The 24,894-nt window shown below is 25.8% G+C and carries 26 protein-coding genes; 11 read left to right on the top strand and 15 right to left on the bottom strand.

Annotation, left to right across the window (positions count from 1 at the left end; translation table 4 throughout):
- Positions 1-105 precede the first annotated feature (105 nt).
- Positions 106-927: an IS1595 family transposase gene (locus AACL02_RS07170; protein ID WP_281748407.1), complete on the bottom strand. Its 822-nt coding sequence runs from the start codon at positions 925-927 to the stop codon at positions 106-108.
- Between AACL02_RS07170 and AACL02_RS07165 the strand changes: the two genes are divergently transcribed.
- Entirely contained in the window at positions 908-1,237 is a 330-nt protein-coding gene (locus tag AACL02_RS07165) for a hypothetical protein (protein WP_339040468.1), read from the top strand. The genes AACL02_RS07170 and AACL02_RS07165 overlap by 20 nt on opposite strands.
- 272 nt (positions 1,238-1,509) lie before the next feature.
- Here the strand turns inward: AACL02_RS07165 and AACL02_RS07160 are convergent, their stop codons facing one another.
- Both AACL02_RS07160 and AACL02_RS07155 read right to left on the bottom strand, forming a co-directional pair.
- The gene (locus tag AACL02_RS07160) at positions 1,510-2,103 is read right to left on the bottom strand and encodes a hypothetical protein (RefSeq protein WP_339040466.1); all 594 of its coding nucleotides are present in this window, start codon (positions 2,101-2,103) and stop codon (positions 1,510-1,512) included.
- Between the two features lie 157 nt (positions 2,104-2,260).
- The gene (locus tag AACL02_RS07155) at positions 2,261-3,082 is read right to left on the bottom strand and encodes an IS1595 family transposase (RefSeq protein WP_339040464.1); all 822 of its coding nucleotides are present in this window, start codon (positions 3,080-3,082) and stop codon (positions 2,261-2,263) included.
- On the opposite strand from AACL02_RS07155, the gene AACL02_RS07150 reads away from it, so the two are divergent.
- A complete protein-coding gene (locus AACL02_RS07150) occupies positions 3,028-3,207 on the top strand; it encodes a hypothetical protein (protein WP_339040462.1) in 180 nt (59 codons plus the stop codon). The genes AACL02_RS07155 and AACL02_RS07150 overlap by 55 nt on opposite strands.
- A gap of 491 nt (positions 3,208-3,698) precedes the next feature.
- A complete protein-coding gene (locus AACL02_RS07145; RefSeq protein WP_339040460.1) occupies positions 3,699-3,884 on the top strand; it encodes a hypothetical protein in 186 nt (61 codons plus the stop codon).
- 61 nt (positions 3,885-3,945) lie between these two features.
- On the opposite strand, the gene AACL02_RS07140 is transcribed toward AACL02_RS07145, so the two are convergent.
- From AACL02_RS07140 to AACL02_RS07120, 5 genes are all read right to left on the bottom strand, one after another.
- Positions 3,946-4,482 (bottom strand): DUF402 domain-containing protein, encoded by a 537-nt coding sequence (locus AACL02_RS07140; RefSeq protein ID WP_338961175.1) that lies wholly within the window; start codon positions 4,480-4,482, stop codon positions 3,946-3,948.
- 143 nt (positions 4,483-4,625) lie between these two features.
- Positions 4,626-5,255, bottom strand: coding sequence for a hypothetical protein (locus tag AACL02_RS07135; protein WP_339040458.1), 630 nt, complete (start codon positions 5,253-5,255; stop codon positions 4,626-4,628).
- 78 nt (positions 5,256-5,333) lie between these two features.
- The gene (locus tag AACL02_RS07130; protein ID WP_339040456.1) at positions 5,334-5,549 is read right to left on the bottom strand and encodes a hypothetical protein; all 216 of its coding nucleotides are present in this window, start codon (positions 5,547-5,549) and stop codon (positions 5,334-5,336) included.
- Between the two features lie 11 nt (positions 5,550-5,560).
- Positions 5,561-6,613, bottom strand: coding sequence for a hypothetical protein (locus AACL02_RS07125; RefSeq protein ID WP_339040454.1), 1,053 nt, complete (start codon positions 6,611-6,613; stop codon positions 5,561-5,563).
- Positions 6,614-6,941: 328 nt separating this feature from the next.
- Positions 6,942-7,070: a hypothetical protein gene (locus tag AACL02_RS07120; RefSeq protein ID WP_339040452.1), complete on the bottom strand. Its 129-nt coding sequence runs from the start codon at positions 7,068-7,070 to the stop codon at positions 6,942-6,944.
- Here AACL02_RS07120 and AACL02_RS07115 point away from each other — a divergent pair.
- Together AACL02_RS07115 and AACL02_RS07110 are read left to right on the top strand one after the other, a co-directional pair.
- Complete coding sequence (locus tag AACL02_RS07115; RefSeq protein WP_339040450.1) at positions 7,016-7,402, top strand: hypothetical protein; 387 nt, start codon at positions 7,016-7,018, stop codon at positions 7,400-7,402. The genes AACL02_RS07120 and AACL02_RS07115 overlap by 55 nt on opposite strands.
- A complete protein-coding gene (locus AACL02_RS07110; RefSeq protein WP_339040448.1) occupies positions 7,403-7,837 on the top strand; it encodes an IS1595 family transposase in 435 nt (144 codons plus the stop codon). It abuts the gene before it with no gap.
- Positions 7,838-7,963: 126 nt separating this feature from the next.
- Here the strand turns inward: AACL02_RS07110 and AACL02_RS07105 are convergent, their stop codons facing one another.
- From AACL02_RS07105 to AACL02_RS07095, 3 genes are all read right to left on the bottom strand, one after another.
- Positions 7,964-8,338 (bottom strand): hypothetical protein, encoded by a 375-nt coding sequence (locus AACL02_RS07105; RefSeq protein WP_339040446.1) that lies wholly within the window; start codon positions 8,336-8,338, stop codon positions 7,964-7,966.
- Between the two features lie 307 nt (positions 8,339-8,645).
- Positions 8,646-9,884 carry an IS256 family transposase gene (locus AACL02_RS07100; RefSeq protein ID WP_339043665.1) on the bottom strand — a complete coding sequence of 413 codons (1,239 nt, stop codon included), beginning with the start codon at positions 9,882-9,884 and terminating at the stop codon, positions 8,646-8,648.
- Positions 9,885-9,941: 57 nt separating this feature from the next.
- On the bottom strand, positions 9,942-10,913 hold the full coding sequence (locus AACL02_RS07095) for a DnaJ domain-containing protein (RefSeq protein WP_339040444.1): 972 nt from the start codon (positions 10,911-10,913) through the stop codon (positions 9,942-9,944).
- 167 nt (positions 10,914-11,080) lie between these two features.
- Between AACL02_RS07095 and AACL02_RS07090 the strand changes: the two genes are divergently transcribed.
- Complete coding sequence (locus AACL02_RS07090) at positions 11,081-11,902, top strand: IS1595 family transposase (protein WP_339040442.1); 822 nt, start codon at positions 11,081-11,083, stop codon at positions 11,900-11,902.
- A gap of 120 nt (positions 11,903-12,022) precedes the next feature.
- On the opposite strand, the gene AACL02_RS07085 is transcribed toward AACL02_RS07090, so the two are convergent.
- The gene (locus tag AACL02_RS07085; protein WP_339040440.1) at positions 12,023-16,750 is read right to left on the bottom strand and encodes an ABC transporter permease; all 4,728 of its coding nucleotides are present in this window, start codon (positions 16,748-16,750) and stop codon (positions 12,023-12,025) included.
- A 324-nt stretch (positions 16,751-17,074) separates the two neighbouring features.
- On the opposite strand from AACL02_RS07085, the gene AACL02_RS07080 reads away from it, so the two are divergent.
- Positions 17,075-19,198: a hypothetical protein gene (locus AACL02_RS07080; protein ID WP_339040438.1), complete on the top strand. Its 2,124-nt coding sequence runs from the start codon at positions 17,075-17,077 to the stop codon at positions 19,196-19,198.
- Between the two features lie 188 nt (positions 19,199-19,386).
- On the opposite strand, the gene AACL02_RS07075 is transcribed toward AACL02_RS07080, so the two are convergent.
- Entirely contained in the window at positions 19,387-19,749 is a 363-nt protein-coding gene (locus AACL02_RS07075) for a transposase (RefSeq protein WP_339040436.1), read from the bottom strand.
- A gap of 18 nt (positions 19,750-19,767) precedes the next feature.
- On the opposite strand from AACL02_RS07075, the gene AACL02_RS07070 reads away from it, so the two are divergent.
- Positions 19,768-20,028 (top strand): hypothetical protein, encoded by a 261-nt coding sequence (locus AACL02_RS07070; protein ID WP_339040434.1) that lies wholly within the window; start codon positions 19,768-19,770, stop codon positions 20,026-20,028.
- Here the strand turns inward: AACL02_RS07070 and AACL02_RS07065 are convergent.
- Positions 20,015-21,132 (bottom strand): IS3 family transposase gene (locus AACL02_RS07065; protein WP_422397810.1). Its coding sequence is split into 2 segments (ribosomal slippage): positions 20,015-20,862 and positions 20,862-21,132, totalling 1,119 coding nucleotides; the frame shifts between segments, so codons are not numbered across the junction. The two genes, AACL02_RS07070 and AACL02_RS07065, sit on opposite strands and share 14 nt — an antisense overlap.
- Before the next feature lie 154 nt (positions 21,133-21,286).
- Between AACL02_RS07065 and AACL02_RS07060 the strand changes: the two genes are divergently transcribed.
- Positions 21,287-21,823, top strand: a complete 537-nt coding sequence (locus AACL02_RS07060; RefSeq protein WP_281748497.1) for an IS1595 family transposase — start codon at positions 21,287-21,289, stop codon at positions 21,821-21,823.
- Positions 21,824-21,876: 53 nt separating this feature from the next.
- Here AACL02_RS07060 and AACL02_RS07055 read toward each other — a convergent pair whose 3' ends face one another.
- Positions 21,877-22,389: a hypothetical protein gene (locus AACL02_RS07055; RefSeq protein WP_339040430.1), complete on the bottom strand. Its 513-nt coding sequence runs from the start codon at positions 22,387-22,389 to the stop codon at positions 21,877-21,879.
- 71 nt (positions 22,390-22,460) lie between these two features.
- On the opposite strand from AACL02_RS07055, the gene AACL02_RS07050 reads away from it, so the two are divergent.
- Positions 22,461-23,578, top strand: a protein-coding gene (locus AACL02_RS07050) for an IS3 family transposase (protein ID WP_339040653.1) whose coding sequence is annotated in 2 segments (ribosomal slippage) — positions 22,461-22,704 and positions 22,704-23,578 — 1,119 coding nt in all. Because the reading frame shifts where the segments join, the coding sequence is not laid out codon by codon here.
- A gap of 155 nt (positions 23,579-23,733) precedes the next feature.
- Positions 23,734-24,854, top strand: a protein-coding gene (locus tag AACL02_RS07045; protein ID WP_339040217.1) for an IS3 family transposase whose coding sequence is annotated in 2 segments (ribosomal slippage) — positions 23,734-23,977 and positions 23,977-24,854 — 1,122 coding nt in all. Because the reading frame shifts where the segments join, the coding sequence is not laid out codon by codon here.
- Positions 24,855-24,894: the final 40 nt, after the last annotated feature.

The raw sequence follows: 24,894 nt of genomic DNA, 5'->3' as shown, positions 1-24,894 counted from the left end.
ATTATCAAAATGCAATAAATTTAGGCTTTTCTCCCTTTATGTACTATTTTAATTTTATCACATAAATGCTGAGAAAAGCCTATCTACGGACTTCTCCCCACATTTTTAAATCAAACATAGAATTACAGTTTCAAAACTAGGTATCTTGTTGAATTTATATGCAGCTTCTTTAGCATATAAATGAACATGATGTTTTGCAACTTTGATATGTGTTTTAAATGTTCTTCTTATATGTTTTCAAACTGATTCAATTTGGTTGGTATTTACACCAATTTTTGAAACATAGCCATCTTGATGGTTAACTGTTTCATGCTTAGTGAAAACTGATTTAAAATCGCAATATCCTTTTCAAGAATCAGTATATACAAGACATTTTGAAGAAATGTGGTTTTTTGCAAACTGCAAAAGATTTTTACTCTTTGCGTTTTTCAATACTTTCACAATTAAATTATTGGTTGTTTTTTGATAAATGCCAACAATCAAGGTTTTATTCACCAAGGATCTTCCTTGTTTTTTAAAACCCATATGTGAAAGATACATTTCATCAATTTGCACTGTACCTTCAACAATAAATTGAGGTTTTTGTTTTGCAATACGTGTTCTGATTTTATGAGTCATTCTTCAAGCAGTTTTCAAAGTCACTCCCAATTCTTTTGCAATATCTGTTGATGGAATTCCATGTTTGGTGTTTATTCATCTAAAGATAAGATAAAACCAAGATGTTAAAGATGTTTGTGACCTTGAAAATATGGTGCCTGTGAGAATGCTAAATGTTTGATTACATTTTAAACATCTCATTCTTTTTAAATCAGAAGTATTCAAATTAAAACTAAAACACCTAATACATTTGTTTTCTTTCAAATTTGCTATATATGCAAGACATTGCTGTTCAGTTTGAAAAGCATTGTTGAATTCATTCAGTTTCATTATTCCCTCCACAAGTACATGTGGGGAGAAGTCCGTAAATTTATTTGAAAAAGGTCAATATTATGAATTAATTGATTTTTTACAATCATTAACCTTACAATATAAAAAATTAAAAGTTGGTTATTTTATTAATGCCAAAGATGGTGTATTAAACCAATCATTAGTTGAAAATATTGGTTGCTTTACTGAAACTAATATTAAACAAATTTTAAAGCATATGATTGGTGATAGAACCTATAACATTGATATGTATACAAAAATGGTTAATTTTAAATGCTATCAAATAAATACAGCAATACAATTATTATAATTAAAAATCCCTAAATTAGGGATTTGCCTAAGAGACCACGTACTTTACATACGCTTAGTAATCATAACGGTATACGGTTTATCTTAAAGGACTTTATTACATTATAACATATTAAAAACTTATTAAAATTAATTTTAATAAGAATTTTTGATTTATAAAATTAAGTATTATTATTGACTAATATTTTTCAAGTGTTAAGATTAACATACAATTGCATATTGAAGTCAAAATTATTCTCGTCTAATCTTATAATTTAAAGACAAATTTGAATATTATTGACAACATCGGTAAGCTCCCTTTTTAATTTTAATAATAGTTATACTTTTAGTACTTCTAGTTTTTGGATTTTGATAAGGTTGTGAATAATTATTAATTATATATAAATTATCAATATTATTTTCAGTTAAAGGTTCATTTATACTAACTGCATATAACTTAAATTGATTTAATAAATTTATTTCTTGAAATATTAAATTTTTAATATCAGTCATACTATATTCAATTGTATTATCATTAATATTAGTACTTGCTCTTTGATTTAATTGCATAGTAAAATCAGATGTTTCAACAGCAGTAGTTTTTAATACTTTATCAATATCAATAAAACCTATTTTAATAGTATTTGCTGAAAATTTTAAACTATTATTTTCATTATTTTTAAATAAACGTTCAATTTCATAAATATATATCGTTCTTTTTTTAAATTCATCATATGCTCTATTAATATCTGGGTCACTAGTAGCACGCATCATATTAGTAAAGTCATAAGGAATGTTATCAATTAAATAATCATTTTCTACTTCTGCTTGATTAAGTTTAGTTTGTTTCTGTGGAAATTTCGTTTGTGGTTTGTTGTTGTTTTCCATTGTTCTCTCCTATTAATTGGTTATTTTCGGGATTAAATAATGGCTTTTCTCCCTTTATGTACTATTTTAATTTTAGGCTTTTCTCCCTTTATGTACTATTTTAATTTTATCACATAAATGCTGAGAAAAGCCTATCTACGGACTTCTCCCCACATTTTTAAATCAAACATAGAATTACAGTTTCAAAACTAGGTATCTTGTTGAATTTATATGCAGCTTCTTTAGCATATAATTGAACATGATGTTTTGCAAATTTGATATGTGTTTTAAATGTTCTTCTTATATGTTTTCAAACTGATTCAATTTGGTTGGTATTTACACCAATTTTTGAAACATAGCCATCTTGATGGTTAACTGTTTCATGCTTAGTGAAAACTGATTTAAAATCGCAATATCCTTTTCAAGAATCAGTATATACAAGACATTTTGAAGAAATGTGGTTTTTTGCAAACTGCAAAAGATTTTTACTCTTTGCGTTTTTCAATACTTTCACAATTAAATTATTGGTTGTTTTTTGATAAATGCCAACAATCAAGGTTTTATTCACCAAGGATCTTCCTTGTTTTTTAAAACCCATATGTGAAAGATACATTTCATCAATTTGCACTGTACCTTCAACAATAAATTGAGGTTTTTGTTTTGCAATACGTGTTCTGATTTTATGAGTAATTCTTCAAGCAGTTTTCAAAGTCACTCCCAATTCTTTTGCAATATCTGTTGATGGAATTCCATGTTTGGTGTTTATTCATCTAAAGATAAGATAAAACCAAGATGTTAAAGATGTTTGTGACCTTGAAAATATGGTGCCTGTGAGAATGCTAAATGTTTGATTACATTTTAAACATCTCATTCTTTTTAAATCAGAAGTATTCAAATTAAAACTAAAACACCTAATACATTTGTTTTCTTTCAAATTTGCTATATATGCAAGACATTGCTGTTCAATTTGAAAAGCATTGTTGAATTCATTCAGTTTCATTATTCCCTCCACAAGTACATGTGGGGAGAAGTCCGAAAAGGTATTGAAAATCAAAGTGCAAAATGAAATATTGGTTGTTATACTGAAACAAATATTTGACATGTTTTAAAAGAAATGCTTGGTAATAGAACATATAATATTTTAATTTATATTAAAATGGTTATTTTTAAATGTAATAAGATAAATACAGAAATACAATTATTATAGATTAAAATTGAATTTTTTTTTAAAAAATCAAAATAAAATAAAACTTATTAAATGTGTTTTAATAATAATTTTTGTTGTTTATAAATATTAAATTTATTTTTTAATTTTTTAGTAATTTTTAAAAATAAGTATTTTAGTTTAAATATCTTTTAAAAAATAGTAAGATAAATGTACAATTTCATAAAAATCCAAATTATTTCTTGTCTAAAATTATAATAAGACTATATGAATTAATTTATTCCGGATTTTTGACAATCTCCCATTGTAATTTTCAAAAAGATGTTAAAAATAACTATAAACTAAATATTGTTTTTAACCTATTTACTTTGAGAAAAAAAGTAAATAGGTTTTTATTTTTAAAAGGAGTAAAAAAATGAATAAAGAAATTTAACAAGAAATAAAAAACTTAATGTTTAAAGAAATAAAAAAATTAAGAACATATGCTATTAATTATCATAATTACAAAAAAAACGTACAATTTAATGATATAGATATTCAAAATATAAATAATGGTATTGAAAATAAAAGTAAAAAAAGTAATATAAACAGTATTATGAGAGAACATAATTATGCAAAAAAATTATCTATTTTATAAAAAAATTTAATTTAATTATAAAAATTTTTAATATAAAAAATAGTAAGAACATATGTTCTTACTATTTTTGTAAACTTTGGTTTTGGTAATTTTTTCAATAATTTAAAATTACATCATCATTAAATAAATTAATTTCATTTTTTTTAACTCCTTTTTTTAATTTATTTATATTTTGTCATAATATATTTTGTAAAGGTATTGGATACTTTCATATTCGACGATTAGTTTTAAATTCTTTCAAATCTAACAGTTTATAAGAACGATTAGGAAATACTTTAATATCTAAATCATAATCAATGTATTTAACTGTTTGCGAATCTAAAATAAAGGGACTGGCAATATTACAATAATAATGAACACCATCATTACGAATCATACAAATAATATTGTATCAATCATTTTTAAAAAATAACCAAATTGCTGGATCAACGGTTGTTCATTTACGACCATTAATTTCAGTAATTGTTACATTCTCATTTACTAAAACTAAATATTTTTCAGTATCTTCTAAAACAATTGAATTATTTCAACTACGATATAAATCGCCATTATGCTTATATGCATGAATTGAAAGTATTTGCCCTTCTTTAAGGTACATATACATTTAAACCTCAACTTTCTGCAAATCATAATCAAGTATATAGGGGCGTTGCCCCTAGTTGCTTCGCAACTTACCCCAGTGGCGTAAACGCCACGGCCAACCAACGAAGGTTCTGGTTGGCTTCGACCAATAATATAGGTTTACTCTATTTTAACATCTTTCTTATTTTTCTTAGAATATTTATTTCTATAATAACAAGCACGGCATACAGTATTTTCAGTTTCTTTCTTTTCAGTTTGTAATATATTATCCAACTTATCTAATCCTACTACTCTAATATCATCAACAGTAAAATCTAATGCTTGTGATTGTTCATAGTCTTTAACATTACTTAATTCACTCTTTAAAGAATGAATATAATTTAAAGCACGACTATTATATCTTTGTAAATAAGACCTAGGAAATCATAAACTAAAAGTCATAGTTTCACCACTATAACTTGGTGGTAAACCACCACGTTTAATTATTCGCTTTGTTTGTCTTTTAGATAATACAACTTTATTATAATCATCAATATTAGTGTAAATATTTACTTTAAACTTAACTAAAAATAACAAAATACGCATTCTTTTAACTTGCACAATATATTCCACTTTTTCACGTGCTTGTTTTGGTATTCTATCGGGGTGTTGTTCAATCATATACATAATTCCATTAAAATTATGACCTATTAATTTACAAAACATTCCCAAACTTTCTTGTGTTTCTTTAAATTCAGGTGACAAATCATTACTATTAATTTTCAAACCTAACTCATCTAAAACAACCATATCACACTCTTTAAAAGCATAATTACTATTTAATTGATTAAATTTAAAAACATCATCATAAGAACAACGATAACTATATTAATTACGTACTTTAATAGGAATAAGACTTACTACTCTACCTTTATGTTTTTGTGCTAAACAACAAGCAAGAGCAGATTTACCAGTTCTTGGAGGTGCAGAAATAATATAACTACCTACACGTTGTAATATCTTTATATTTTTTCTAGTTATTAAAAATGGATACAATATTATTAATAATAAAAGTCCTAAAAGAACATAACCATATCAAGGCATTATTTCAACTCCTAACCAACTAAAAACCCAACTGCTTTTAAAAATACTCACAATGTTAAAACTTGTTCTAAACCACTAGTAAAATCAACATTTAAAACACAACTAATAGTATCATCAAAAATACGTCTCAATAATCCGTCAAGTTTAGTAAAAAACTCTCTTAATGGTTCTACTGGTAAAACTTTACCAACAACGCCATAAAGTACTCACCTAAAAGAATTACGCAAATGACCAAAAACATCATATCAACTAACACGCTCATACTCAGGATTAAAAGGACTATTTGGTGGTACTGGGGTTACTTTCTCACTTGAAAAAATATTAATTTGACCAAAATTTAACCGTGGTGACATATGTGAAAATGAATCACCATGAACATCAAAAAATACTGTTAAATGTCTTAAATTTGGAACACGAATAGGCATAGTAACAAAATTATATAAATCTTGCTGATAAATATCATTATCAACCTTACCTTTAAAAACATACTTTGTATCACCAACATTATCTAAAAAACTAAAAACAAAATTAGCAGTAAAAGTTTTAAAATATTCATATTCAAAATAAAACATAAAACCTTGAATATAAAAACTTAAAGGTTTATCAATTTCAAAATTTAACTGTGTTTGAAAATTTATAACTCTCCTATCAGCATTAACAAAATTAAAACGATTAGTATTCTTTTCTGCAACATAATTATGATTAAACATAATACGTGAAAATTCATCCAATTGTTTTCTATTAAAAGTATAAACACCAGACCCCATATTTATCTCTTGTGACGGAACACCAACTGTATCACTATAATAAGAACATATATAAGTACCCTGATTACCAATAAATTCACCACTTACTAATTTTAAATCCGGTTGGTCAACATCAAAATAAGCAGAATTTCATGGAATTGTTGCTCAATCATCAAAACTATGGTATTTAACATGTTTAACCATTTCTTTTGTAATATCATAATTAACAATATTAGGGTCATTTGAAGCAATTAAACTAGTTGGTGCTTGAACAGAAGTATTTACAACAAAAAATAATTTTGCAAACTTAAATCACATAATTATTTACCAAATAAACATTTTAAAATTCACCATGAACCATAAAACAAAACAAATCCAATAAAAAACTGAGTTCCATAAATTACTAAATTTCATAAAATAGTAGTAAAATCATCAACTGGATTACCTATAAACATAGTTCAATAGTCAACTATACATTGATGTATTTTATTGTAAATTTCTAAAACACTCATACTTAACACCTACCCAAACAATGACCTAAAAACAAATTTAATAGCACGATAAATAAAATTAAAAAATACACCCAATACCAATCAAAAAGTCAAATTAAACAAAATATAAACTTCATTAGTAATATTTGGTTGATTTAAAAATATTTGAATATCTTTACTAGAAAATATAAAAACGGACTTCTCCCCACATGTACTTGTGGAGGGAATAATGAAACTGAATGAATTCAACAATGCTTTTCAAACTGAACAGCAATGTCTTGCATATATAGCAAATTTGAAAGAAAACAAATGTATTAGGTGTTTTAGTTTTAATTTGAATACTTCTGATTTAAAAAGAATGAGATGTTTAAAATGTAATCAAACATTTAGCATTCTCACAGGCACCATATTTTCAAGGTCACAAACATCTTTAACATCTTGGTTTTATCTTATCTTTAGATGAATAAACACCAAACATGGAATTCCATCAACAGATATTGCAAAAGAATTGGGAGTGACTTTGAAAACTGCTTGAAGAATGACTCATAAAATCAGAACACGTATTGCAAAACAAAAACCTCAATTTATTGTTGAAGGTACAGTGCAAATTGATTAAATGTATCTTTCACATATGGGTTTTAAAAAACAAGGAAGATCCTTGGTGAATAAAACCTTGATTGTTGGCATTTATCAAAAAACAACCAATAATTTAATTGTGAAAGTATTGAAAAACGCAAAGAGTAAAAATCTTTTGCAGTTTGCAAAAAACCACATTTCTTCAAAATGTCTTGTATATACTGATTCTTGAAAAGGATATTGCGATTTTAAATCAGTTTTCACTAAGCATGAAACAGTTAACCATCAAGATGGCTATGTTTCAAAAATTGGTGTAAATACCAACCAAATTGAATCAGTTTGAAAACATATAAGAAGAACATTTAAAACACATATCAAAGTTGCAAAACATCATGTTCATTTATATGCTAAAGAAGCTGCATATAAATTCAACAAGATACCTAGTTTTGAAACTGTAATTCTATGTTTGATTTAAAAATGTGGGGAGAAGTCCGTAGATAGGCTTTTCTCAGCATTTATGTGATAAAATTAAAATAGTACATAAAGGTAGAAAAGCCTATAAAAATAAAATGCAATATACTAAAAACAAAATTAGACATAATTAATCACCAATACCAAAGTCACGAGTTGAACTACCAGTAAAATTATTACCGCCAGAACCACCTTTAAACTTACCTTGTTGTTTATTTCTTGTTTTTACTTTTTCAACACGTCTTTGATAACTCTTAGCAATTTGTTGACCAGTACCAACACCCAAAGAAACAGAACTTTTACCAATAAACTTAACAGCATATCCTAACCCTAATGTTGGCAACATCAACTCGGGTAAAATAACCCTAAATGCAAATCTAAGCAAAATCAAAAATATCATTAACGTACCTAAATTAAAACCTAAATCACCAAGTGGAAAACTAAAAAACTTCATAAAAATTGAAGCAAATAATTGCATAACGGTTGTAATAAAAGGTATAAACATAATTTCACTCCTAATGTCTTGTAAATCTAAATAATCCTAAAATTAAATAAAATACAAAACTAACATTTATTAAAGCAAGAATAGGCAAAGGTAAAGTGTATAAACTATCATAAAAGAACGACTTAATAAAAAGTGTCACAGTATGTAATCCAGCAAAAGAACTTAAATACTGCATATAAATAGTTTGTACCAAAGTATTAACAACTGGTAAAAGTCTACCTAATAAAGGTAAAACAAAAACCAAACTAAAAAATAACTTTACCATTGAGGCTTTTTAATAATCTGTGTATCTTTGTTTTATAAAGTACTAGTTTAGATTAATTCTATCTTCAAATTTTATCATAAAATGAGCAATTGCTGTATTTCAATTTTGAATAGGCAATGTTCATTTTTTTGTTATATTTTCAATTGCCAAGTAAAATATTTTGAAAACTGCCATATCATTAGGAAAAACTTTTTTATTTCTGATGATTTTTCGTAATTGACTATTAACAGATTCAATAGCATTTGTAGTATAAATCACTCTTTTGATTTCTACTGGATAACTAATAAAAACCATTAAATTATCTCAATTTTTATATCAAGATTTAGTAATTTGAGGATATTGTTTATTTCATTTACTTTCAAACGATTCTAAAGCTTGCATTGCTTGTTCTTCACTACATGCACTATAAATTGGTTTTAAATCTGCAACTAGACCTTTTCGATGTTTGTATGAAACATATTTTAAACTATTTCTAATTTGATGAACAATGCATAATTGATGTTCTGTTTTAGGATAAACTGATTGTATTGCTTCTGACATGCCTGTTAAATTATCACTACAAGCAATAAGAATATCATTTAAGCCACGATTTTTCATTTCTGTGAAATTAGATAATCAAAACTTAGAACCTTCATTTTCACTAATTCATAATCCTAAAACATCTTTTTTGCCTTCTAAATCAACTCCTAATGCTATATAAACTGATTTGTTAATAATCCGTTTATCTTGTCGTACTTTAACTACTATACAATCAAAATAAACAATAGGATAAATACTTTCTAATGGTCGATTTTGTCATGCTTTAACATCATCAATAACATCATCAGTAATTTGACTAATAACACTTTCACTAATATCAGCACCATGATATAACTCTTGCAACTGCATTCTAATGTCAGATAATGTCATTCCTTTTGCATACAAGGAAAGAACTTGTTGATCAAAACCATCAAATCTTCTTTGCCTTTTAGGAACTATTACAGGAGTAAAATTACTATTGCGATCTCTTGGTACATCAATTTCAATTTTACCTTGTTGAGTTATTAATTTTTTTGAACTTGTACCATTACGAGCATTTTCAGTAGTACTATGTTGATTTTTTTCATATCCTAAATAATTTTGCATTTCAGAATTCAACATTTTTTCAACTAATCTTTTTGTTAATTCTTTATATAAACCGCCAGGTTTAAAAACTGTTGTTAAATCTTCAGTATTTTCTAGTAATAAATCTACTGCTTTTGATATTGGATGATTATTATTAAAGTTATCTTTTTTAGCCATCTGTAACTCACTCTTTCTAGTCATTTAATTATATTTACTAGAATTAATTAAACATAGTTATTTTTGTAAGTTACACAGATTACTAAACATTTCCGGTTGATTTTGTAAATCCATTGCATTTATTTTTTTAGTTTTATTAAAACTTAATCGGTTGATTTTTTCTTCAAATACATGTTTCTCATTATTAGCAATTTCTTTTTCTAATAATAAATTTTTAAGTTGATCAGTTTTAATTAAAATATCCTTATTTATATCTTTGTTCTTATTAACACAACCAAAAGTAAAAATAATAATAATATAATTTAATACTGAATTTATTTTTTTCTGTTCAAAATGTGCAATATCTCTTTCAATATTGGTAATTTCTCTTTCAATATTGGTAATTTTTTTAGTTATATTTAATAATTTTTTTTGATTTTGTTTTATTTTTAATTTTTTCATTTTTTTTAAAAAAAATTCAGAAATTTTCTTATCTTTTGAAAAATCTTTGGCAAAAGATAAACTATCATTACCCATTTTATCTTTTTCAATAAAATTAGCACCCTTATCAATTAATAAATTAATAAATTTTAAATCAGCATTACCCATTATAGCATAATGTAAAGGAGTATTATCTCTATTATTTTTGACATTTATATTAGCGCCATATTTAATTAATAGATCTGCAGTTTCTAAAAAATTATGAAAAAATGCATAATGTAAAGGAGTATTACCAGAATTATCTTTTTCATTTATATTTAAATTATTTATTTTATTAGTAAGAAAATAAATAACTTCCTTATTATTACCATTTTGTAAAAAGTAAATAAAAAGTTTTTGATCAAAAACTTTTCTTAAGTTTTCATCTGTTAATATTCTTTTTGCTTCATTCAATTCTTGCATTTTAAGTTTTGATTGAGGATTATTATTTTTATCTGGGTGAGTTTTTAGAGCAGTCTGTTTGAATTTTTTTTTAATTTCTGCTACTGATGCTGTTGGTAATACATTTAATATATCATAATAATTAGAAATTAATGATTTATCTTTCAAAATTCTTTTTTTCTCCTTTCAAAATAAAAAACCCATTTACTTTAAAATAAAGTAATGAGTTAAAAACAATATTTAGTTTTCAAATAAAGTATACATATTTGACTATTAATTTGGTAAATTTAAATATTTAAACGGACTTCTCCCCACATGTACTTGTGGAGGTAATAATGAAACTGAATGAATTCAACAATGCTTTTCAAACTGAACAGCAATGTCTTGCATATATAGCAAATTTGAAAGAAAACAAATGTATTAGGTGTTTTAGTTTTAATTTGAATACTTCTGATTTAAAAAGAATGAGATGTTTAAAATGTAATCAAACATTTAGCATTCTCACAGGCACCATATTTTCAAGGTCACAAACATCTTTAACATCTTGGTTTTATCTTATCTTTAGATGAATAAACACCAAACATGGAATTCCATCAACAGATATTGCAAAAGAATTGGGAGTGACTTTGAAAACTGCTTGAAGAATGACTCATAAAATCAGAACACGTATTGCAAAACAAAAACCTCAATTTATTGTTGAAGGTACAGTGCAAATTGATGAAATGTATCTTTCACATATGGGTTTTAAAAAACAAGGAAGATCCTTGGTGAATAAAACCTTGATTGTTGGCATTTATCAAAAAACAACCAATAATTTAATTGTGAAAGTATTGAAAAACGCAAAGAGTAAAAATCTTTTGCAGTTTGCAAAAAACCACATTTCTTCAAAATGTCTTGTATATACTGATTCTTGAAAAGGATATTGCGATTTTAAATCAGTTTTCACTAAGCATGAAACAGTTAACCATCAAGATGGCTATGTTTCAAAAATTGGTGTAAATACCAACCAAATTGAATCAGTTTGAAAACATATAAGAAGAACATTTAAAACACATATCAAAGTTGCAAAACATCATGTTCATTTATATGCTAAAGAAGCTGCATATAAATTCAACAAGATACCTAGTTTTGAAAATGTAATGCTATGTTTGATTTAAAAATGTGGGGAGAAGTCCGTAGATAGGCTTTTATCAGCATTTATGTGATAAAATTAAAATAGTACATAAAGGGAGAAAAGCCTATTTAAATTTACCAAACATTCTTTAGTGAACTTTATTTTATTCATCAGATTTTAATAATTCAATTAAATTCATTTTATTTAATTCATGATTATTAATAATAAATGTTGAAATATATATACCACCAATTATGATAAAACTTACTGGTAATATTCATCATGTTATTGTAAATGGTAAAGCCACACCAACAAAACTAATAAGAATATTAATTAAACCATAAATAGCAAGGTAACCTAGGGCAAACCCTACAATATAACCAAGTAATACTCAAGGTGTAAAAATACCTAAAGTAAAAGAATTAATTTCTCAATTAGTATATCCTTCTGCTTTCATATGAGCCATAAAACGACGAAATTGATCGGTAAATAAATCAGTAATCATAATAACAATTAATATTGAACAAATAATCGTTGTCACAATAAATAAAGCACTAGCACTGAAAGCAATATCTGACATTTTAGTAAGCATTGCTTGTTGTCTTGATAATAAATAATTTTTTTTGACCATTGGTATATTTTGATTACCACTTAAACTAGTGGTTGCATAAATAGTATAATCATCTAAATTTGATTTAAAACTCATTCTTCCAATTAAATCAAAAACATTAGCATTAGCACTTAACTTACCATTAAATCATTGAAATACATCCGTTCCTGAATAATAAGGATTATCATCAATATAACTATAACCCATAATTTCATTAGCTCATTTTTGATCAACATAGGCTTTAGGAGTATCATAAGAATCTTGAATTCCCACAACTTGATATGTATGAAGTGGATTATCATTACCTGTAATATTTTTTCATCATGTTGGCATGTTATTTTTAATATCAGCTTGTAAACTATTAGCATTAATATTATTTTCTTTAGTTAAAATATTATTATTAACCATTCCCATAAATCATTCTGCTGGGCGGTTTAATAAAATACTTAATGGATCTTTAGGATCAAATCCATTATATGACTTTACCAAATCATATGAAAAAGGTCTAATTCATTTACCTGTTAAATCGGAAATATTTTCTAAATTAAATTCAATAATTTTAGTCCCATCAGCTGTTGGAATTGTACCCTCTATAGCATGATGATCAATATCAGAAGGCAATTTTAATCAAATATCATTAATATTATTTCAAGTACTAGGTTCATTATTTATAATTGGTTGTCCTTTTTCATCATACATACCATTATACCTAGTACCATGGATATCACTATATTCTTTACTATTATCAGATAATTTTATTTTTTGATCACCACGATAATTTCATTTTGTTCCACTTTTTGATCAGATGCCACCATTTGTAGTATAAGAATCTGTTGGTGGTGTTTCACCGTAATATCAATTTTCTTTTGGTAAAGGAATACTTTTACCATCAATATTTTTATAACATAAAGTATTAACTTGTGGTACACCACTAAATTGTGAACCAACATCTAATCCAAATTTAGATTGAAAAGCACGATTGATAACTATTGGAATAGCATTAGCATTAGCATTATATTTTAAAGCTTTAACTTCATCATTTTTTAATACTAACATTGCAGTATTGGGATTAATCCCAATAACATCCATTAGTTCTTTTTTAGCAATTTTTGTACTTTCATCAACACCAACTTTAAACTGTGTTACTAATTCTTCATCTGGTCCATTAATATCACCATTATTAGTAGTTTTTGGATTAAAAGCAATAGTATTATGACCAATACTAAAATAATCATAAGGATCTTCTTTAATATTAGGTCTTGGCAAACTATCAATACTCTGACGAACAAAGCCCGGTAATACTTGATTTAAAATTTCTTTAATTGCCTCTGGACCAGGGGGAACTCCAGGATTGGGAACCTGCAAAATATTAGGTAATTGGCCACTTGCAAAATTAACAATATTATATGAAAATATTTTTGATGGTGTATTATCTTCTTTACTTAAATCAGTTATTAACTGATTACTAAAAGCTTTGCCACCTAATCAACTATATGATCAAACTAAATCATTAAGACCTAATGTCCCTGTTGATTGTTCTTGATAATAAGAGGACATTTTTTTTATAAACTCTGCTCTTTCAGATTCAGGAAAAGATGAATCGAAAGTAAAAATATCAGCAAAATTATTAGTTAATTTTTCTTTTTTAAACAATAATTGATTATATCATCCAACACGTGCCTTTTTCTCATCATAAACAATTTTATCTTCAGGTCAAGGCATAGCACCATAAGTTGGATAATATTTCTCACCACTTGGTCGATTAAAAAAATCTCATGAATATAATCCATATTTACTCATCGGCATATTCGGCATTGGTGTTTGATACTCATAATAATTTTTATATTTTTGAGTTTTGAAATAATTAACTTTTAAACTATTAATAGTGGCAGGAACTAGTGTTGTTGCTACAATTGAAAGTGAAGCTAAAGTAATAACTCCCGAAGTAACTAAAATTTTTTTTCAACTAGTTTTTGATAATGATAATAAAAAACGAAGACGAAAATTATTTTGTAAAAACTTGCTAGCTCTACTTTTAGGAACACCTAAAGCTAAATCACTATCTTTTTTAATTAAAAATAAAGGATCACGTTTTAAAAGACGAAAGGCAGTTAATAAAGTAACAACTGTAATAAAACCAATAATTAAAACAATTGAAATAAATAATGGAACAACATCAAAGTTATAAACATTATATGGTAAAACAAATAAAGTATTAAAAATCTCAGTTAAATATACCTGAATTACAAGACCAACAATTCAGCCAATTGGAATTGCAATTAATAGCGTTAATAATGGATATGCCAAATAAGAAATCGTAATTTGTCATGTTTTATAACCTATTGATTTTAAAATACCCATTGAAACTTGTCCATGTTGGATTGCCTTTTTAACAATTAAAGTGGTGATAAAAATAACAACCGCTAGTAAAAATAATACGCCTGCTATTGCTGCAAATAAAAACCCAATTATTGCTGAATTAAATATCTTTTCTTTACTATTATAAAGCGAAAACTGACTATTGCTACTTGTAACTACAGGATTTGGATTAATAAGATATGTAGAAGATGATTGTCGTGTTGGGTTAGTATTACCATATTTCTCAACTAAATACTTATTATAATCATATTGATTTAAATCACTAACACCATTATCACTAAATATTGTTTTTTGAAAAAAATCATTAAATAAATCAACATCAAATTCATGAATACTATTTTTAGGAATATTATTTCATTTTGTAAAATACATTAAAGTATTATCGGTTTTTTCTGCTGTCTTATATCAATTTCCATCATTTCATGCTGAAGGTGTAACATAAGCAATAAATTCAGTTCTTGTATTAGGAATTGGATCTAAGTCACTAATCGTTGGATAAATATCATAAGCATCACCACCAATACCACTAACAATAAAGTCAGTACCATTAATATTAATATGATCGCCTGGTTTATAAGCTTTATTACTTTTATTTTTTCTTGCATATTGTGGCGTAATAACTATTTCATTTTTACTTGTTGGTGCAACACCTTCAAATACTTTTAGATTAGTATGATTTAAAGCATTAGGTAAACCAATATCAATAATTTTAGTATTAATTTGAGTATTATTAATTACTCCAGCACTGGCAGTAAATTGATTACGAACATATAAATCACGCATTTGTAATGCTGCAACCGCACGAATTAAATATGTAGAAAATGCATCTCTTTCAGTGCCATCACTAATCACATTATAGTTAAAAGGTGAATGATAACCAATAGAAGTATTAGTAAAATTAGTATAAATCTTACTATCTGATTCTGTTGCAGAAAAATTACGATAAATTCTCATTCATTGACCATTCATACCATACTCATTATCTAATTTTGGATCAGTTTCAGTTTCCTTAACTACTTTAATAAAAAGTTCATTTCTTTCTGTTGGATCTTGCAAATTAACACTATCAGGAATAGTAGCATCATTAGAAGAAGATCTAAAATTTATTTTATTTTCTAAAATTCAAGTGGTAACTTTATCATTATCAGTTTCCTTTAATATCGGATCTGTTGAATGTTTTGTAATCCATTCCTTAATAAAAGTATTAATAGATTGAAGAATATTGGGTGCTGTTTTTTTTAAGAAAACATCGCGATATAAATCATCTGCTGCTGTTTTAAAATGGTTTTTTAAATTTTCATTAGCAGCATTTTTTGATTTTAATAATAATTGACCATAGATGCTTGCTTTAACATTATTATTATTCAAATTAAAAACTAAAGGATTATCCGGATTTGTTCATCTTATATCATTAAACCCAGTAATATTGCCTGTATTATCACGAGTATAATCAATAGTTAAGTTATCTTTAGTGATTGGTAGTATTTCTTGATCTGTACCTATTTTTGTATCATCAAAATAAAGCGCTTTAGTACTTTTACTATTAGTTCCATCTTGAACATAAAATCGACCTAACTTTAAACTAAAAGCTTGATTAGCAATTTGTTTAATACCTTGCGACACTGGTGAATAAGGTAAAACAGCATCAAACTTAAGATCATTTAATCCTAATTGATTACTTCCTTCAATCATTCTAACGTATGATATTCAACTTCCAGTAACCAACGAAGTTGCAAAAGCAGTAAGTAATAGTAAAATAACTAATTGTAATTTACTTTTTCATGTAGCAACTAAAGTCTGCTTTAATAGTAACGCATTCTTAAATAAACTTTTTTTTGATTTCTTATTAGTAGATACCATTTTTTTATTATTCGCTTTTTCGCGTTTATTTAACCTTGCCATTACAGTTCTCCCTAATTCCTGAAATTAAAATTTTGCATTTAATTTTAATTATTAAGTTCACATATGGATTAATAATATCACACTTATACAAAATTAATATATAGGATAATTTTAAAATAAATAATAGATAGTTTTTATAATGTTTAATTTTTCTCTGTTTGATATATTACCATATTTAAATTGTTTATTTAAATAAATTTTAAAATTAAAATAACTAATGATACAATTTGTAAGAAATAAATTTAATTATTTTCAGAGTTAAATATATTAAATTTTAGTAAAATAAAATTGACAAAAATAACACTTTATTTAAGGAGAACTGCTATGAAAAAAGTATTTACCAAGTTAGGAATTATCTTAATAGCAAGTGCCACTATTTTACCTCTATCGGCTTGTACCTTTAATTTTTATGTTAACCGTGTAACTAATAGTATCGCTAAAAGTTTTGCTGACCAAACTTCTGCTTTAATTAAAAGTATGGTTATGTCAAAAGAGTTAGGTGCTGATACTAGTAGTACTAATGATGATATTATGGGAAAAATTAAAAATAATAGTATTAATAATTTAACTAAAAATACTAGTTTAAATAATTGAGGTGATTTACAAACACGTTGAGGGGAAAATGGAAAAATTGATGTAAATAACTTTGATCCTAATAATTTTTTTAAAGCTTCTGGAACAGGTGAATTAACTAAAACCATCAATAGTAAAAAGCAAGTTAATGATGTTTTTTCATCACTTGATTATATTAGAACTATATCAATTATGGCTAACCCACAATTAGAAAATATAGTTGTAGGTGCTGGTATGGACCCCATTTCTAGTTTTTTAAAATCATTACAAGGTGACTTAAGCAGTTTACCATCTGGATTACAATTAGTTGCTAATTTAATTAATAACTATGGTCCTAATTTTTTAAATCCGATAACTAGAGTATTTGGTAATTTAGTCAATGGCAGTTGATCTGATCAACAAACTTCTACACCCACTGATGAAGAAACATTAACTAAGTTTATGAATAATTGAAAAGATGATAGTGGTCAACCTTATAGCGCTTGAAATGATGATGGAAAATGAAAAATAAGTCCAAGTTTTGGTCAATTTACTGGTCATAAAGTTGAAAATTGAAAATCAAAACAAGATTATGATTTATATCATGGTGGAACTTTAATTAATTACTTGTTTTGAAAAATGAGTGAAGACAATAAAATTTTTGGTAAAGATGGTAAAACTCCAAGGTATTTAGGTAATATTCTTTCAGAATATATAACTGTTAATGGTATAAATCCACCGGATGTTCAATTTGATGATAAAGGATTTTTTGCTGATATTGAAAAATACTTTCCCTATCTTTTAACTAACCCACTTTATATCTTAACAATTATTGAAGCAATTATTTCGGTTATTAAAAAATGAATATTAGATATGCCCGATATTACTGAAGGTGTTAAAAATTTAACAATTGGTAATGGTTATCCATCAAAGCCAAGTCCTGGTAGCTATAATTTACTTGATATTATCAATACTATAAAATCTTTAATTAGCCAACCAGAAAAATTAAAACAAATACTTCTAACCGTATTTGGTAAAACTACAGAAGAAACTCGTGGTTTCGATACATTTCTTTATGATGTTAAACTTAATTTAAAAGTTAAAATTGGTCCTTTACCTATATCAGCAAATTTAACCTTAGGCGGGCTTATTGGTGATAGTGCATATGATCCTAGTCCATTAATTGATACCATTATCAAAGCAATTAATACAGATAGTGTTAAAAACATTATTACTAGTATTACTGATCTAATTACCAAAATTTCAGAACAATACCAAGGTAATGAAGGTATTAATATTGATCTACAAGATTTAGAGAATTTTTTATTTAATAATACTACTGGTCTCTTAATAATTCTTAAAAATGATACTATTGTTACTCTAAAAAACATAATTAATAAAAGTGATGTAACAGCAACCGATGTCGAAGAATTATATAAATCATTAGGTGGACACATTAATAAAGATGATCGAGAATATCCAACTTTTACTCAAGGTTCAATACTTGATATTTTACAAAAAACTATGCTTGAACCAAACAGTCAACTAAATAATATCTTAAATTTATTACTTGGTACTACTTATGAAAGTCATAAATTAGGAATTAAAAATATTATTACTGCTAATAATAATCAATGAATTAAAGATAACTATGAAGTTTATTTTGATGCTGATAACACAACCGGCATTAATAAAAAAATAGGTAATAATTCTGATATTACTATGACTAAAACTACCATCAATAATATCGAAACAATTAATTTAAAATATGATTTTACATATAAAATTAAAAACACTACATATCATTTTATTATCACTGCTATTGATATTGAAAATTTAATTGATTTTCAAGGTATACGTACTTTTAAATTTAAAAGTATTACTTTAGTAAAATAAAAAACTAATTTTAATGTATTATTTACTAGGTTAGTTAAGTAACGTTTTTGTTTTATATTTGTTTTTATAATTTTTTATGTTAAAATTCATTTGTTATTAAAATGTAGGCTTTTCTCCCTTTATGTACTATTTTAATTTTATCACATAAATGCTGAGAAAAGCCTATCTACGGACTTCTCCCCACATTTTTAAATCAAACATAGAATTACAGTTTCAAAACTAGGTATCTTGTTGAATTTATATGCAGCTTCTTTAGCATATAAATGAACATGATGTTTTGCAACTTTGATATGTGTTTTAAATGTTCTTCTTATATGTTTTCAAAATGATTCAATTTGGTTGGTATTTACACCAATTTTTGAAAAATAGCCATCTTGATGGTTAACTGTTTCATGCTTAGTGAAAACTGATTTAAAATCGCAATATCCTTTTCAAGAATCAGTATATACAAGACATTTTGAAGAAATGTGGTTTTTTGCAAACTGCAAAAGATTTTTACTCTTTGCGTTTTTCAATACTTTCACAATTAAATTACGGACTTCTCCCCACATGTACTTGTGGAGAGAATAATGAAACTGAATGAATTCAACAATGCTTTTCAAACTGAACAGCAATGTCTTGCATATATAGCAAATTTGAAAGAAAACAAATGTATTAGGTGTTTTAGTTTTAATTTGAATACTTCTGATTTAAAAAGCATGAGATGTTTAAAATGTAATCAAACATTTAGCATTCTCACAGGCACCATATTTTCAAGGTCACAAACATCTTTAACATCTTGGTTTTATCTTATTGGAATGGCAACCCTTTTTAGGACTATTTTTTGGTAGACATTTGTTTTTGATAATTAACTGGAGTTAAGTAGTTTAAAGTGCCGTGAATTCTTATGTTGTTATATCAATTGATGTAATCAAATAATTCTAATTTTAATTGGATTAATGATGTAAAATTTTTATCATTAATAAATTCGGTTTTGAAAGTTTTAAAGGTTGCTTCAGCAACAGCGTTATCATAAGGACAACCTTTTTTGCTTAAAGAGCGATTAATATTGAATGCTAGTAAAAGTTTATCAATAATTTTATTATTAAATTCATTACCGCGATCACTATGAAATATTTGAATATCTTTTAAACAGCGATTTGAGTGCATAAATGCTTGATATACTAATGATGCATCTTTTTTAGTACCTACACTATGTCCAATTATTTCGCGGTTAAATAGGTCAATTAATAAACAAATATAGTTTCACTTACCATTTACTTGAACATAAGTTAAATCACTAACAATAACTTCATTTTTAACTCTATTATTAAAGTTTCTATTAACAAGATTGGTTATTTGACTATCATTGACTTTATTATGATAATTTTTGAATGATAATTTAGTGTATTTTGATATTAAATTATGTTTATTCATAATTTCTTTAATTTTTCGTCTTGATAAATAAATTTCTTGGTTTTCTAGAATGACTTTTAATCTTCTAGTACCATAAACTTCTTTATTTTTTTTAAAAGCACTAATAACAGCTTGTTCATAAATATTATTTTGAATTTTATTTTTTTTCTTTAAATTAAAATAATATGTTGATTTAGAGAGTTTTAAAAAATGACACATTGTGCGAATTTTATATTTAGATTTATTATTTGCAATAATCTCTACTTTCTGCCTATTATTAGTGCTGCTTGCTTTAAAATATCATTTTCCATTCTTAATTGTTTTAATTCTTTTCTTAATTTAATTAATTCATTTTCTTCAACAGAACGATTATCTTTAGTTTTAAAACTACCTGAATTAGTAAATTGCTTAATTCAATTGTAAGTAGCTGCTCTTGTAACATTATATTCTTTAGCAAGGCAAGATACTGATTTGCCACTTTGATATAAAGCTACTATTTGTTTTTTAAATTCATCGGTATATGAGTTAATATTGGCCATAATTATAGTTCCTTTCTTTGTTCACTTGTCTACGTAATTAGTGTCCAATAAAGTGTAACCCATCCAGTCCAATAAAGTGTAACCCATCCATATCTTTAGATGAATAAACACCAAACATGGAATTCCATCAACAGATATTGCAAAAGAATTGGGAGTGACTTTGAAAACTGCTTGAAGAATGACTCATAAAATCAGAACACGTATTGCAAAACAAAAACCTCAATTTATTGTTGAAGGTACAGTGCAAATTGATGAAATGTATCTTTCACATATGGGTTTTAAAAAACAAGGAAGATCCTTGGTGAATAAAACCTTGATTGTTGGCATTTATCAAAAAACAACCAATAATTTAATTGTGAAAGTATTGAAAAACGCAAAGAGTAAAAATCTTTTGCAGTTTGCAAAAAACCACATTTCTTCAAAATGTCTTGTATATACTGATTCTTGAAAAGGATATTGCGATTTTAAATCAGTTTTCACTAAGCATGAAACAGTTAACCATCAAGATGGCTATGTTTCAAAAATTGGTGTAAATACCAACCAAATTGAATCAGTTTGAAAACATATAAGAAGAACATTTAAAACACATATCAAAGTTGCAAAACATCATGTTCATTTATATGCTAAAGAAGCTGCATATAAATTCAACAAGATACCTAGTTTTGAAACTGTAATTCTATGTTTGATTTAAAAATGTGGGGAGAAGTCCGTAGATAGGCTTTTCTCAGCATTTATGTGATAAAATTAAAATAATACATAAAGGGAGAAAAGCCTTAAATTATTGGTTGTTTTTTGATAAATGCCAACAATCAAGGTTTTATTCACCAAGGATCTTCCTTGTTTTTTAAAACCCATATGTGAAAGATACATTTCATCAATTTGCACTGTACCTTCAACAATAAATTGAGGTTTTTGTTTTGCAATACGTGTTCTGATTTTATGAGTCATTCTTCAAGCAGTTTTCAAAGTCACTCCCAATTCTTTTGCAATATCTGTTGATGGAATTCCATGTTTGGTGTTTATTCATCTAAAGATAAGATAAAACCAAGATGTTAAAGATGTTTGTGACCTTGAAAATATGGTGCCTGTGAGAATGCTAAATGTTTGATTACATTTTAAACATCTCATTCTTTTTAAATCAGAAGTATTCAAATTAAAACTAAAACACCTAATACATTTGTTTTCTTTCAAATTTGCTATATATGCAAGACATTGCTGTTCAGTTTGAAAAGCATTGTTGAATTCATTCAGTTTCATTATTCTGGATGGGTTACACTTTATTGGACACTAATTACATAGACAAGTGAACAAAGAAAGGAACTATAATTATGGCCAATATTAACTCATATACCGATGAATTTAAAAAACAAATAGTAGCTTTATATCAAAGTGGCAAATCAGTATCTTGCCTTGCTAAAGAATATAATGTTACAAGAGCAGCTACTTACAATTGAATTAAGCAATTTACTAATTCAGGTAGTTTTAAAACTAAAGATAATCGTTCTGTTGAAGAAAATGAATTAATTAAATTAAGAAAAGAATTAAAACAATTAAGAATGGAAAATGATATTTTAAAGCAAGCAGCACTAATAATAGGCAGAAAATAGAAATTATTGTCAAAAATAAAGTTAAATATAAAATTCGCACAATGTGTCATTTTTTAAAAATCTCTAAATCAACATATTATTTTAATTTAAAGAAAAAAGAAAATAAAATCAAAAATAATATTTATGATGAAGCTGTTATTAGTGCTTTTAAAGAAAATAAAGAAGTTTATGGTACTAGAAGATTAAAAGTCATTCTAGAAAACCAAGAAATTTATTTATCAAGACGAAAAATTAAAGAAATTATGAATAAACATAATTTAATATCAAAATACACTAAATTATCATACAAAAATCATAATAAAGTCAATGATAGTCAAATAACCAATCTTGTTGATAGAAACTTTAATAATAGAGTTAAAAATGAAGTTATTGTTAGTGATTTAACTTATGTTCAAGTAAATGGTAAGTGAAACTATATTTGTTTATTAATTGACCTATTTAACCGCGAAATAATTGGACATAGTGTAGGTACTAAAAAAGATGCATCATTAGTATATCAAGCATTTATGCACTCAAATCGCTGTTTAAAAGATATTCAAATATTTCATAGTGATCGCGGTAATGAATTTAATAATAAAATTATTGATAAACTTTTACTAGCATTCAATATTAATCGCTCTTTAAGCAAAAAAGGTTGTCCTTATGATAACGCTGTTGCTGAAGCAACCTTTAAAACTTTCAAAACCGAATTTATTAATGATAAAAATTTTACATCATTAATCCAATTAAAATTAGAATTATTTGATTACATCAATTGATATAACAACATAAGAATTCACAGCACTTTAAACTACTTAACTCCAGTTAATTATCAAAAACAAATGTCTACCAAAAAATAGTCCTAAAAAGGGTTGCCATTCCATTCTCTCCACAAGTACATGTGGGGAGAAGTCCGAAAATGTATAAAATTAGTTTTTAAAAATTAGAATGGATGGGTTACACTTTATTGGACACTAATTACGTAGACAAGTGAACAAAGAAAGGAACTATAATTATGGCCAATATTAACTCATATACCGATGAATTTAAAAAACAAATAGTAGCTTTATATCAAAGTGGCAAATCAGTATCTTGCCTTGCTAAAGAATATAATGTTACAAGAGCAGCTACTTACAATTGAATTAAGCAATTTACTAATTCAGGTAGTTTTAAAACTAAAGATAATCGTTCTGTTGAAGAAAATGAATTAATTAAATTAAGAAAAGAATTAAAACAATTAAGAATGGAAAATGATATTTTAAAGCAAGCAGCACTAATAATAGGCAGAAAATAGAAATTATTGTCAAAAATAAAGTTAAATATAAAATTCGCACAATGTGTCATTTTTTAAAAATCTCTAAATCAACATATTATTTTAATTTAAAGAAAAAAGAAAATAAAATCAAAAATAATATTTATGATGAAGCTGTTATTAGTGCTTTTAAAGAAAATAAAGAAGTTTATGGTACTAGAAGATTAAAAGTCATTCTAGAAAACCAAGAAATTTATTTATCAAGACGAAAAATTAAAGAAATTATGAATAAACATAATTTAATATCAAAATACACTAAATTATCATACAAAAATCATAATAACAAAGTTAACGATAGTCCAATAAACAATCTTGTTGATAGAAACTTTAATAATAGAGTTAAAAATGAAGTTATTGTTAGTGATTTAACTTATGTTCAAGTAAATGGTAAGTGAAACTATATTTGTTTATTAATTGACCTATTTAACCGCGAAATAATTGGACATAGTGTAGGTACTAAAAAAGATGCATCATTAGTATATCAAGCATTTATGCACTCAAATCGCTGTTTAAAAGATATTCAAATATTTCATAGTGATCGCGGTAATGAATTTAATAATAAAATTATTGATAAACTTTTACTAGCATTCAATATTAATCGCTCTTTAAGCAAAAAAGGTTGTCCTTATGATAACGCTGTTGCTGAAGCAACCTTTAAAACTTTCAAAACCGAATTTATTAATGATAAAAATTTTACATCATTAATCCAATTAAAATTAGAATTATTTGATTACATCAATTGATATAACAACATAAGAATTCACAGCACTTTAAACTACTTAACTCCAGTTAATTATCAAAAACAAATGTCTACCAAAAAATAGTCCTAAAAAAGGTTGCCATTCCAGAATAGTAGATTTTTAT

This window comes from Spiroplasma endosymbiont of Apeira syringaria, from assembly GCF_964020205.1.
Lineage (GTDB): Bacteria > Bacillota_I > Bacilli_A > Mycoplasmatales > VBWQ01 > Spiroplasma_E > Spiroplasma_E ixodetis_A.
Note: the sequence above shows the minus strand (reverse complement) of the source record. Positions and strands in the feature narration are given on the sequence as shown.